Annotated in this window: 9 protein-coding genes; 3 read left to right on the forward strand and 6 right to left on the reverse strand. The window is 63.9% G+C overall.

Annotation, left to right across the window (positions count from 1 at the left end):
- Nucleotides 1–145: 145 nt before the first annotated feature.
- The 4 genes from GY769_21690 to GY769_21705 all read right to left on the reverse strand — a co-directional run bounded on the left by GY769_21690 (nucleotide 146) and on the right by GY769_21705 (nucleotide 5,239).
- Nucleotides 146–982: a hypothetical protein gene (locus GY769_21690; GenBank protein ID MCP4204530.1), complete on the reverse strand. Its 837-nt coding sequence runs from the start codon at nucleotides 980–982 to the stop codon at nucleotides 146–148.
- Between the two features lie 24 nt (nucleotides 983–1,006).
- Nucleotides 1,007–1,201, reverse strand: coding sequence for a hypothetical protein (locus GY769_21695; protein MCP4204531.1), 195 nt, complete (start codon nucleotides 1,199–1,201; stop codon nucleotides 1,007–1,009).
- 11 nt (nucleotides 1,202–1,212) lie between these two features.
- Nucleotides 1,213–3,177, reverse strand: coding sequence for a hypothetical protein (locus tag GY769_21700; protein ID MCP4204532.1), 1,965 nt, complete (start codon nucleotides 3,175–3,177; stop codon nucleotides 1,213–1,215).
- Between the two features lie 67 nt (nucleotides 3,178–3,244).
- Entirely contained in the window at nucleotides 3,245–5,239 is a 1,995-nt protein-coding gene (locus GY769_21705; GenBank protein MCP4204533.1) for a nucleotide pyrophosphatase, read from the reverse strand.
- A 266-nt stretch (nucleotides 5,240–5,505) separates the two neighbouring features.
- Between GY769_21705 and GY769_21710 the strand changes: the two genes are divergently transcribed.
- Genes GY769_21710 through GY769_21720 form a run of 3 tightly spaced genes read left to right on the forward strand, consistent with a single transcriptional unit; the run spans nucleotide 5,506 to nucleotide 9,705 of the window.
- A complete protein-coding gene (locus tag GY769_21710) occupies nucleotides 5,506–6,132 on the forward strand; it encodes a sulfotransferase (GenBank protein MCP4204534.1) in 627 nt (208 codons plus the stop codon).
- Nucleotides 6,133–6,144: 12 nt separating this feature from the next.
- Entirely contained in the window at nucleotides 6,145–7,920 is a 1,776-nt protein-coding gene (locus GY769_21715) for a PQQ-dependent sugar dehydrogenase (GenBank protein MCP4204535.1), read from the forward strand.
- Between the two features lie 24 nt (nucleotides 7,921–7,944).
- A complete protein-coding gene (locus tag GY769_21720) occupies nucleotides 7,945–9,705 on the forward strand; it encodes a PQQ-dependent sugar dehydrogenase (protein MCP4204536.1) in 1,761 nt (586 codons plus the stop codon).
- A gap of 22 nt (nucleotides 9,706–9,727) precedes the next feature.
- On the opposite strand, the gene GY769_21725 is transcribed toward GY769_21720, so the two are convergent.
- Nucleotides 9,728–11,038: a tetratricopeptide repeat protein gene (locus GY769_21725; protein MCP4204537.1), complete on the reverse strand. Its 1,311-nt coding sequence runs from the start codon at nucleotides 11,036–11,038 to the stop codon at nucleotides 9,728–9,730.
- Nucleotides 11,035–11,607 (reverse strand): cytochrome c-type biogenesis protein CcmH, encoded by a 573-nt coding sequence (locus tag GY769_21730; protein MCP4204538.1) that lies wholly within the window; start codon nucleotides 11,605–11,607, stop codon nucleotides 11,035–11,037. Before GY769_21730 ends, GY769_21725 begins: the two co-directional genes overlap by 4 nt.
- Between the last annotated feature and the right edge of the window lies 1 nt (nucleotide 11,608).

Consider the following 11,608-nt stretch of genomic DNA (forward strand, 5'->3'; position numbering starts at 1 on the left):
ACCGAAGTAGCGGATTACGACACCCACTTCGGGTCGCTCTGGTTCAGGCGCACCGGCTAAGCGCTTCGACGGCGGTCGGCAGACGAGTTCTCCAGGGGCCGGCCCCTGGCGAATCGCTTGGCGAGCCGCCGTCAACGCCCGGGCGCTAGATTGTTACGCCCATGGGCTTTCGCAACAGAAACGCGAAGACGATGGTCAGGATGAAGAACGCCACCATCCAGTGCGTCCGCCAGCCGAAGAAGTTGACCTCGCGATCCGGATACGAGATCTCGACCGACTCGATGCCTTGCTCGGAGTCGAACGGCGCCTCCGCCGGATAGACCAGCTCCGCCACAAAGCCCTTGGCAACCCGATGCGGCGAAAGGCGTGTGATCTCGTCAACCACCCGCACCGACTTCTCCAGCCGGTCGCCTTCGAAGGTAATCACCGGGCTGTAGTCACCCGGCTCCCGCGCACCGATTCGCCAGCTCATTTCGCGTAGCGCCGGCGCCCAGACCGGTCCGGCTTCGGCTTCGAGCCCGGCGGGCAGCTCGAGGGCCGCTCGGGGCTTGCCCTCGACGGTCAACGCGTCCGCATCCTCGCTCAAGCGCACGGTCAGCAGTACCGAGTCGCCCGGCTGCAGGCCCCTGTAGCCGTAGTGAAACTGGAGCTGCGCGACGATGAATACGAAGGGCACGATGATCCAAAGCAAGGGCGGCAACGAATGCCAGAGGTACTTGGCGTTGGCCTTGAGAATCTGTGTCTGAGCCCGAAAGATCGCCGGCAAGTTGTCATTGAACAGCCGGATCTCGAAGAGACCCGCGTGAATCCGGCTCTTGACCGCGGCCAGCGCATTCTGGTTGGACGTGCGCTTGAAGACCCAAAGCATCCCGATCGCACAGATCAGCGAGACGAGCGTCAGACCCGCCATTTCCGGCAGGCCGGAGAACGGCGCGAGCGCGGCGTCGAAGACCGCGCGCAGCGCTGAGTTGATCCAGGTCATCGTCGGTCGGTCGTCGCGACCAAGCTACGAAATGTAGCCCAGCCCCTGCAGGCGCTTCTTGATCTCCTCCTCCGAGCCGGCGTCTGCCAGCTTGGCGAGCTCCTTCTCGAGAGCGTGGGTGATGAACTCCTCGGGCGACGAGTAGCCGGCGATGTCCGCGTAGCGCTTGATCTTGGCCACCAGGTCCGAGTCCAACTTGACTTTGGTCGTTCCGAACATACGTCGTTCTCCTATCCGCCGGTGGCGGTCTCGGTCCAATCGATGCCGAACTCGGCCAGAACCGAACCGCCGAGCTCCTTCAGGGACTTCGCCGGCCGCGCCAGCTCGTCGGTGGTCAAGAGAATCCCCGGCACCTTGGTGTGGTCCATGCAGTGGTCTCCGCTCCACTCGGAATGATTGTCCGAAATGACTTCGTCGGTGAGATCACCGATCGCCGACTCGAACGAGCACCGCGTGCCTTTGTTGTAGCCGACCTGCAAATCCGGGCCGAGCCCCAGGTACTCGCCGGAGTAGGTGTCTTCCAGCTTGTACATCTTGGTCACCGCGGGCTCGCCCGTCTGGGGATCGATCTCGGCGAGGAGCTTCTCCGAGATCTCCGCGATCAAGGCGTCGCGCTCAGACGCGGGCACGATGCCGTTCGATTCGCGATCCGCGACGTTGATGAACAGACCATTCAAGCCGAGTCCGTAGGCGCGAGTACGGCTCCAGTCGACGTTCGAGTAGATGTTGGTGCCGCCGACCTTGGCCGGGTTCTTCAGAACCATGTAGTCGTTCTCGATCAGCCAGTTGTTCAAGTGAAACGCCCGACGCCAGCTCGAGAAGCCGTGATCGGACATCACGATGAGCTTGGCGTTCTCGGGCATGTTGTCGAGGGTGTAACCGACGATCTTGTCGAAGGCCTCGTAGATCCCCTCGACGATTTTCAGATACTCAGGATCGCGCTCGGGGTCGTAGGCCGGGTGCGCCGGATCGGTCGCGCGAAACATCATGTGGCAGATCAGATCCAGGTTGCCGAAGTAGTAGAACAGCAGGCCGGCGTCGAAATCGTCGAGCACGTGCTCGTACTGTTTCAGGATCTCGTCGCCGGTGATCTTGGCCTGCGCCAGGAACTCTTCGCGGGTGAAGACGTCGCCGGTCAGGGTCTTGGTGTCTTCGGGCATGCCCTGGGTGTAGAAGCGGCCGGTCCGGCGCGCCAGCTCTTCAGCAAAGCTCGGCGGGGTCGAGATCGGGAATGCCGGGTTCATCGGATCGACCTGGAGAGGCGAAACATAGAGCTCGACCTCGGGCTTGAGGCTCCTCAAGTAGAACCGCCCCATCGCCGGCAGGGTCTGCGTGGGAATCATCTCGAACTCGATCGGCACCCAGTCGCTCCACTCGCCCACCGCCAGGATTCTTTCCTCATCGCCGACTACCAGCTTGGCGACCGGCGCCTCCGGGTCAACGTGAAGGGTGAAATCGGTCGACAGAGTCTGGCGACGGCGCAAATATATGTTCTCGGGCCCGTGCAGCCGTCCCTCGGCCCGGTTCTCCCAGAAATCGAGCGCGTAGATCGCACCGCCCGACATTTGACGCTCGTTGACGAAGATGTCCGAGGTGTAGAACGAGAACGTACCCGGCGTGCCGAGAATGTCCGGTGTTCCCATGCCCGACAGCTCTCTCGACGCCAAGCCCGAAGGCGGATAGTTGGCTGGGATCCGGTAGATGTGCGACTCGACTCCGTGCTCCTCGAGCAGCTCCCAGAACGGAGTTCCGTGGCGCAGGAGCTTGAATTCCGCACCTACGAGCGGGAACTTGTACTTGCCGACTTTGAGCGACTTTTCTTCGCCCTCGGTCCTAGAAGTCGACATGTAGGGCTGCATCGAATCCGGATCACGGTGAACGAAGTCGAAGATACCGTGGCCGCCCGAGTCCATACCGGTGATGAAGTTGGACCAGGCCACCGGGCTCTGAGGCGGCACCGCGGTGGCCAGCGGCCCGAAACCCCCGGTCTCCGCGACTCTCGAGAAGTTCGGCATCCGGCCTTCTTCCATCAGTCGCTGGGTGTAGAGGTAGTCCATGCCGTCGAACCCGAGAACGATCACCTGTTTTTCCGGTGGCTCGTTCTCGGAGCACGCGACGAGACCGATGCCCAAGATCAGCGCTGTTAGGAGCGCCGCTCGGCGGCTCGTCTTACCGATTCTTGTTTTCCTACTCATCTTCCTTCTCCGAGAGCTCCGCCTGGCTGGAGCTTCTCACCAGCATTCGCAATGAGACGCCGTCGGGCTATCCGCCCACCGTCAGATTGTCCTCGCTAAACAGTAGTTTGCCGTCGACGTGCGCCGGGACCTTCTGGCCGAACAGCCTCAAAACGCTCGGAGCGATGTCGATGATCGCCGGGTCCGCCGCGTCGATCCTCCGATTGCAGAAGAACACCCCGGGCACGATCCTCGGGTCGACACCGTGATCACCGCTCCATGCCTTGACGTTGTCTTCCCAGAGGGGGCCCGAAACCACGCCGGTGGCCCCGTCCCAGGAGATCCGGTAGCCGTGGTTGTAGCCGACGATGAAGTCGGGGGCGTTAGTGAGATAGGGCCCCTGGTAGAGCGCCCGCGTGTCAAAGAGCTCGTTGATGCCGACCTCGTCGCTTTCCGAATCGACCAGGCCGCTCATTTTCTCGATCAGTTCCTTCTTGAGGCCGGCAACCTCGCCCTGCTCGACGATGCCTTCCGCCTCGCGGCCCTTGATGTTCAAGTACATTCCGCACAGACCGAGCGCGTAGGCTCGGGTCTTCGACCAATCGACGTCGCGCAGCCACTCGGCACTGCCGTCGGCGCCGTCCTTGAGCGTCAGGTAGCCGTTCTCGTGCAGCCAGGTGTTCAGATTGATGCCGCGGCGAAACGACGTGAAGCCGTGGTCCGAGATGACCATCAGCAGGTCGCCCTTCTTGATCTTGCCCATGACCTTCCCGACCAGCCTGTCGTTGTGCAGGTAGAGCTCTTCGATGGCGTTCTTGTGCTCGGCGTCCTCCTTGCCGCGCGCCGCCGGATGGCCGTCCTCTAGGTAGCGCCAGAACATGTGCTGGATGCGGTCCGTACCGTCGAAGACGCACACCAGCGAGCCCTTCTTCAGTCGGTCGAAAGCGTTGAAGAACATCTGCTGGCGCTCGGAATCGATGTCGTAGGCCTGCTTGAGAAAGGTCTCGTCTCCGACCACGTCCTCGTTGAGCGCCCAGGTGTCCTCGGCCAGGCCCAGGGTCGAATAGGGACCCTGCTGCTTGGCCAGATAGGTCGAGTAGTAGGCGGGATGTGAGACCGGCATGGCCGGCTTCTCGGGATCGAGCGCGATCGGTGTGACATAGAGGGAGAAGTGCTCATCGATCTCGGTGACAAGCATGCGGCAGATACCCATGACCTTGACGCCCGGAACCGCCTTGAAGGTGAGCTTGATCCAGTCCGAGAGCTCGCCGGCCTTGAGCTCGTGGGAGTCCCCGTTGAGCTGCAGCCGGGCGGTCTTCGCCGAGCGATCGAGCTCGATCTCCATCGGAATCGCCATTGCCGGCGTGTCCTTGTAGAAGATGTTCTCGGGCCCGTCGATGGCGGTCGAGAACCTATTCTTGTTGCCGTTGGTCTGCCCATCTGGAGCCAGGGGAATCCGCATCCCGCCTTCCTTGAACTTCTCGTCCGACTTCCGCGTCGAATAGAACAGGAAGGTGCCCTGGGTGCCCAAGAGATCCGGGGCCGCCATCGCCGAAAGCTCGGCGCCGTAGAACTTGTCGGGCGGAAACGTGATCGGCACTCTCAGTACCGTGCTCCAAATCCCGGCTTCGCCGAGTAGCGTCCAGAAGGGCTTCGATTTGCGCAGCAGCCGGAGCTCCGGCTTGTGCATTGGGATCCGGAGCTTGCCGAGCTTGAGGAACTTCTCGATCGTGCCGATCTCGGTCGACGACATCTGCGGCAGGTAGGTCTTGGGATCGCGACTCAGAAAGTCGAAGATATTGTGCTTGGCGGGGTGGGTGCCGGTGCCGAACGACGACCAGGCCACCGGCGACACCGCCGGATAGGTCGTTTCCAGGCGCTCATAGCAGCCCGCCTCGGCCAGCTTCTTGAAATTCGGAAGCTTGCCCTCCTGCATGAACTTGTCGGTCAGGCGCGGATCCTGCCCGTCCAGGCCCACCATGATGAAGCGCTTGATCCTGGGCTTATCGCCGCTCCGTCGGCGCAGCTTACGGTAGACCCACCGAAAGGGCCAGATGAGCAAGGTCGCCAGCGCGATCAGCATCGTGGTGAAAACAACCAGACACGACGACACCAGCGCGAAGCCCGCTCCGGGCCCCACGTAGGCCTCTGCCGTGGCAGCCCCCGCAAGAAGGAAGGCCCCTACGAAGGCAAGACAAAGCAGCGCTCGGCCAGCGCGGAGATTACTCAAAGGGGGTGGTTTCGGGCCCGTGGATCGGGATATCGTAAGTAGCCTGTTGCGGGAATGCCGGCCCCTGGCAGAGCCGGCAGGTCACCGCCAAATACTAACCCTTTTTTGTTTCTCAGCCAATGAGTTCATTGCGATCCCTGTTTCGGAGGCTCGTTTACGGCAAGCCCATCGTGGTGGTTTCCGGCCTTCCCCGCTCGGGCACCTCCATGGCCATGAAGATGCTCGAGGCCGGCGGCCTGCCGCTGGTCCAGGACGGTATCCGAACCGCCGACGAAGACAACCCGAAGGGCTACTACGAGGATGAGCGGGTCAAGAACCTCCACGGAATGGAAGACAAGAACTGGCTCAAGAACTCCCGGGGCAAAGGCATCAAGATCATCTCCAACCTGCTGCGGTCGTTGCCGGGATCCAACAACTACAAGGTACTTTTCATCCGCCGCAACATCAGCGAGGTCCTCGCCTCCCAGGCCAAGATGCTCGACCGGCGCGGAGAGAATTCGGCGACCGATGACGAGCGTATGGCCGAGCTCTTCGCCAGCGACGTTTGGCGCGCCCAGTACCTGCTCAGGCGCCAACCGCACTTCGAGTGGATCGAAGTGGGCTACAGCGAAGTTCTCGCTTACCCGGAGGTAGAAGCCCGCCGGATGAAGGACTTCCTGGGCCTGGACCTGGCCGTCGACAAGATGGTCGAAGTCGTGGATCCGAATCTGTACCGCAATCGCGCGGCCGACCTCGAGCCGAGCTAGAAGCTGCCGGGCATGGGCTCACTGCCTGCGAAGGGAGACTTCATGACCGGGCGCCTGATCCTGCTCGTCACCACGGTCGCGCTGGCCCTTGGCCTCACTACGGCGCTGAGGCCCCCGGCGGCCCTCGCTCGGGAAGCCTCCGCGGTCCGACTCGACCTCATGGTGGGTGGCGAGGCCCTGGCCCGCGCCCTGGGTCTCGTCGACCCCGGCGACGGCTCAGGCAGACTCTTCCTACCCCAACAAAGCGGTCAGATCCGAATCCTGGACAACGGTGTCCTCTTGCCGACTGTCTTTCTCGACATTTCCGACCGGATCTCCTGCTGCGAGAGCGAGCGCGGCCTCGTCGGCCTGGAGTTCCATCCCCGGTTCAAGAGGAACGGCTATCTTTACGTCGTCTACGTCAGCAAGAAATCGAGAACCGTGGTTTCCCGGTTCTCGGTGTCGAACAACCGAAACGCCGCCGATCCTGCCTCCGAGGAAGAGATCATCCGCTGGAAGCAGCCGGACCTGCCTCACAACGGGGGCGCGATCGCTTTCGGCCCGGACGGCTACCTCTATCTCGGCTCGGGCGACGGCGGGACTCGGAACTCAGCTCAGGAGCTCGACAACTTGCTGGGCGCGATCCTGAGAATCGATGTCGACAGCGCATTTCCCTATGCGATTCCGGAAGACAACCCTTTCGTCGGCGATCCCGATGCGCGGGAGGAGGTCTGGGTGCACGGCCTGCGCAATCCCTGGCGCTTCTCCTTCGACCGCAAGACCGGCGATCTGTTCATCGGCGACGTGGGCGCGCACCTCTGGGAAGAGGTCAGCTATCTGGCCGGCGGCAGCCCGGGAGGGGCCAACTACGGCTGGCCGATCAAAGAGGGCCCTCGATGCCTGCGGCGGGAAGAGGACTGTGCCGACGAGAGCCTGGTCGACCCGATCATCGCCTATCCTCACGACGACGACGAGCCCTGCGATTCGGTGACCGGCGGTTTCCTTTATCGGGGCCCGGCGGTCCCGACCCTGCCCGGTTTCTACATTTTCGGTGACTTTTGCCGCGGCGAGATCTGGGGCGCGCGTCAGAACCAGGCCGGCAACTGGGTGGTCAACCGCCTCCTCGACACCGACCGACTGATTACCTCCTTCGGGGAGGACGCGAACGGCAACCTCTACGTGGTGACTTTCCGTGAGGGCGTTTTTCGCCTCGTCGGCCAGAACCTCTTCGCCTCGGATTTCGAGTCCGGCGATACGCGCGGTTGGTCGCAGAGCCGCGGGAATGTAGTCGTGATCGGAAAGGGGCTCAAACGCTCGGGCGCGGCTCTCGAGATCAACGCCGGCAGCGTCAAGAGCTTCGTCCGCTCGAAGCATCCCTCGGCCGAGAAGACGTTTCGCGTCGGCTTCGACCTCAACGTCAACAAGGTCAACCTGTCCGACGACACCGCCGAGATCTTCCGGCTGGCCAGCGGTACCCAGCGCGGGCACATCCGGCTGGTTCTCGAACAGGACGGTAACCGCTACTGGCTCCACCTTCTGGCGCGTAACAACTCGGGAGCCTTCTTCTCGCTCGGACGCACCGGCGTTCCGCGCTCGCGCACCGTGCGCATCGAGCTCGACTGGATGGCGGCGAGCGGCCCCGGTGCAGGCGACGGCCAGGTCACCCTGTCCAAGAACGGCAAACCCAGGATCTCGGCCGCGAACCTGGACAACGACCGACGCAAGATCGGTTCGGCCACGTTGGGTCTCCCCGCGGGCTCGGGCGGGGCCGGCACCTACCTTGTCGACAACTACGTTTCGACTCCTTAGCCTGGATCGCCAAGAGGTATCAAGATGACCCAGCGTACGATGCGTTTTCCAAAGCAACCTGCTCTGAAGCTACTGGCGTTCGCGGCCCTGGCGCTTCCCCCACTCGAGTTCCCCGTGGCCGCTCAAAACGCTCCAGCGGCGGGTATCCGTCTCGAGAAGATCCTGGACGGCGAGGCCATCGGTCGCGCTACGGGACTGGTCGATCCACTCGACGGAACCGATCGCCTGTTCATCGTCCAGCAGGCCGGCCAGATCGCGGTCCTCGAGAACGGAGTACTGCTTCCGAGGCTCTTTCTCGACCTGTCCAAGAAGATCACCTGCTGCGAAAACGAGCGCGGGCTCCTGGGCCTGGCCTTCCACCCCGATTACGAGAACAATGGCTTTTTCTATGTCGTCTACTCCGACAAGCAGTCCCGGACGGTTGTGGCACGTTTTTCGGTCTCCTCCGACCCGAACGTCGGCGACCGCTCTTCCGAAGAGCGAATCATCCGCTGGAACCAACCCGACCTGCCGCACAACGGAGGCGCAATCGCCTTCGGCCCCGACGGCCACCTCTACCTCGGCGCGGGCGACGGTGGGACCCGGGAGACGGCGCAGGACCTCGAAAGCCTGCTCGGCTCGATCCTCAGAATCGACGTCGACAGCGCCTTCCCGTATGCGATTCCCGAGGACAACCCCTTCGTAGGCGACCCGAATGCCCGTGACGAGATCTGGGTCTACGGTCTGCGCAACCCCTGGCGGTTCTCCATCGATCATCGAACCGGCGATCTGTTCATCGGCGACGTAGGCGCGGCGCAGTACGAGGAGATCAACTATCAGCTCGGTAGCAGTGCGGGCGGAGAGAACTTCGGTTGGCCGATCAAAGAAGGGCCCCGATGCATCTTGAGTGAAGACGCTTGCGCCGACGAGTCGCTGGTCGCGCCGATCATCAGCTACCCGCACAAGGCCGGCACCTGCAACTCGGTAACCGGCGGCTACCGCTACCGCGGGGCCAAGGTCCCGACCCTGCCGCGCTTCTACATCTTCGCCGATTTCTGCCGTGGCGACATGTGGGGTGCCCGCCGTAACGAGGCCGGGGCGTGGGTGGTCAACGAGCTTCTGCAGAGCGGTCTTCTGATCACCACATTCGCCGAGGACTCGAAGGGCAACCTGTTCTTTGTGCACTTTCGCGGTGACGTGTATCGAGTTGTCGGCCAGTATCTGTTCGCCTCCGACTTCGAGTCGGGCGACACGCTCGGTTGGTCGCAGCGCCACGGCGGTATCAGCGTGGCTCCGGAGGGTCTCAAGCGCTCGAGCGCCGCCCTCGAGGTCGAGGCCGGGCGGGGCAAGAGCTTCGTGCGCTCGAAGCAGCCATCCGCCGAGAAGACCTTCCGCTTGGCCTTCGACCTCAACGTCAACAGGGTCAATCTGGCGAACGGCGCCGCCGAGATTCTGCGCCTGACCGGAAGCGGCAAGAAGGGGCATGTTCGGCTGACTCTCGAGCAAACCGGCGAGGCATACTTCCTGAACCTGCTGACACGGCAAGACACCGGGGGCTTCACCCAGAGCGGTCGCACCGTGGTGCCGCGGTCGAGAACCGTTCGAATCGACATCGACTGGATGGCGGCAAGCGCAGCGGGAGCGAACGACGGCCAGATCGAGGTCTTCAAGAACGGCAAGCGGCGCATCTTCACGGCCGATCTGGACACCGACCGTCAGAAGGTCAGCTCGGTCACGCTGGGCTTCCCGGCCGGCTCGAGCGGCGCCGGCACGATTCTGATCGACAACTACGTCTCGACTCCCTGACCCGGCTGATCCGCCGGTCCCGTCAGTCGAGAACGATCGTCACCAGGTCGCCCCGGCTCATCTCGGCCGAGCCTTCCAGGTCGTCCTCACCCCGGGTCGAAACGCTGCCGTCCTGGTCCAAGCGGACCGTCAAGAGCCCCGATTCCGGCAACTCTCCCTCCTCCGTCATCATCATGTCCTGCGCTCCGACGCTCACCAGCATCGGAAAGGTCGGCTGATTGATGCGCCTGACGGCGATCGGAGGCCCGCCCGGTTGGGTTCGCAAAGACACGAACAGACTGCCGGTCTGCTGGAACCCGGGAATCGTGTCAGCCTCGACGCGCACCCGATACTCACTCGGGGCCGTGATCCCGCCGGCCTGCGCGGATTCGCCCGGCGCGCCGGTGGCCGGGGGATGCCCCGGCGGAAGCTCCTCGCGCCCCTCCGCCTCGAGCATTGCCAGCAGGTTTTCGATCTGGGGCTGGGGTCCGCCGATCTCGAGGGCCCGGTTCCAGATCGCGGCCGCCCGATCTCGATTCCCCTGGCGCGCGAAAACCAGCCCCTGCACGGTCATGGCACGGACGTGATTCGGGAACAGCTCGAGAACTCGGTCGAGCTGAGCGAGCGCGGCATCGTCTTGCCCCATGGTCATGCGAACCACGCCCTGGACGTAGAGCGAATCGATATCGTCGGGCACTGCGGCCAGCACAGCCTCGGCCTGCTCGAAGGCCGGAACATACTGGTCGGTGTTGAGATAGAGCAGCGCCAGGCGCTTGCGGGCGCCAAGGTCGCCGGGCTCTGAGGAAAGCCGTTCCTGAAGCTGTGCGACCTCGGCCGCGACCTCCGGGGGCATGGGTCCCACCGGATGAGGCTGCTCGGCGGTCGGCCCGCCGCCACCCTGACCCGGCATCGGCTCTCTTTCGGTCGCGTCGCGCCCGGCCCAGAACACGAGCAGAGCGATCAGGGCCGCGGTAGCCCCCCCGTACGCGAAACCGGTCAGTAGGGTGCGCGCCTTGCTGTGAGGCGTGGCGACGCGGTCCGACTTCGCCGCGGCCTTCTCGTCGGCCGCGCTTTCCCGGGACTCTTCCGCATCCAGTCTCTGCAGGACCTTGGCAGCCTCCAACTCGAGACTTCGGCGTTCTTTCTCGTCAAGCTCCGCGCCCCGCAGCCGGGCATAGAGCTCGTCGCGGCGATGGCGCAGGTCCTCAACCTCGAGCGAGCTCTTGGCCGCCAGTGCTCGGGAGCTCTCCTCCACGGAAGCACTGGAGCTCGGCCGACGCCGAGTCAACCACCACCCCGCGGCCGCACCAAAGGCGAGGATCAAGACGCCCGGGACCCAGAGATCGGGACTCATTCGTTCACCTCGCGCCGCACCCGCTCGGCATAGGACGCCAGTTCCGCCGGTATCTCGCCGCCGGGCTTCCGAGCGGTCGGCCGCTCACCCGCGGCTTCGGGGGCGAGCCGGGCGCGGCGGCGCATCCGGCCTGCGATTACCAGGGCTCCGGCCAGGAGCGCGCCGAAGGGCAGAATCCAGACCACCAGATTGAAGCCCTCGGGCTTCGGCGACAGCCGGATGAACTCGCCGTAGCTGCGCTCGAAGTAGGCCAGCACCTGGTCCTCGGTATAGCCCGAAGCCAGGAGATCCCTCGCCTCCTCGCGCATCGCAAGCGCGGAGGTCGTCGGCGAGTCCGCGACCGAAAGGCCCTGACACACCGGGCAGCGCATGAGGCGGGTGACCTCTTCGGTCAACCGATCGAGCTCGGGCCCGGCAAGTCGCTCGCCCAATGGCGCACCGATGAGATCTCTGGCCAGGCCGGCGGCCGCGGGCTCCTGCGCAGCTTCCTCGGGAGCCGACTGGGCCCCGGCCAGGGTCGAAACCATGATCAGCGACACGCCCCAGAGAGCCCAGAGCCTGCGAGCCACG

The organism is bacterium (genome assembly GCA_024224155.1).
Lineage (GTDB): Bacteria > Acidobacteriota > Thermoanaerobaculia > Multivoradales > JAHEKO01 > CALZIK01.

Excerpts from the sequence above, each read along its gene's own strand:
- GY769_21690 (MCP4204530.1), bottom strand. The coding sequence starts at position 982 with ATGACCTGGATCAACTCAGCGCTGCGCGCGGTCTTCGACGCCGCGCTC.
- GY769_21695 (MCP4204531.1), bottom strand. The coding sequence starts at position 1,201 with ATGTTCGGAACGACCAAAGTCAAGTTGGACTCGGACCTGGTGGCCAAG.
- GY769_21700 (MCP4204532.1), bottom strand. The coding sequence starts at position 3,177 with ATGAGTAGGAAAACAAGAATCGGTAAGACGAGCCGCCGAGCGGCGCTC.
- GY769_21705 (MCP4204533.1), bottom strand. The coding sequence starts at position 5,239 with ATGCTGATCGCGCTGGCGACCTTGCTCATCTGGCCCTTTCGGTGGGTC.
- GY769_21710 (MCP4204534.1), top strand. The coding sequence starts at position 5,506 with ATGAGTTCATTGCGATCCCTGTTTCGGAGGCTCGTTTACGGCAAGCCC.
- GY769_21715 (MCP4204535.1), top strand. The coding sequence starts at position 6,145 with ATGGGCTCACTGCCTGCGAAGGGAGACTTCATGACCGGGCGCCTGATC.
- GY769_21720 (MCP4204536.1), top strand. The coding sequence starts at position 7,945 with ATGACCCAGCGTACGATGCGTTTTCCAAAGCAACCTGCTCTGAAGCTA.
- GY769_21725 (MCP4204537.1), bottom strand. The coding sequence starts at position 11,038 with ATGAGTCCCGATCTCTGGGTCCCGGGCGTCTTGATCCTCGCCTTTGGT.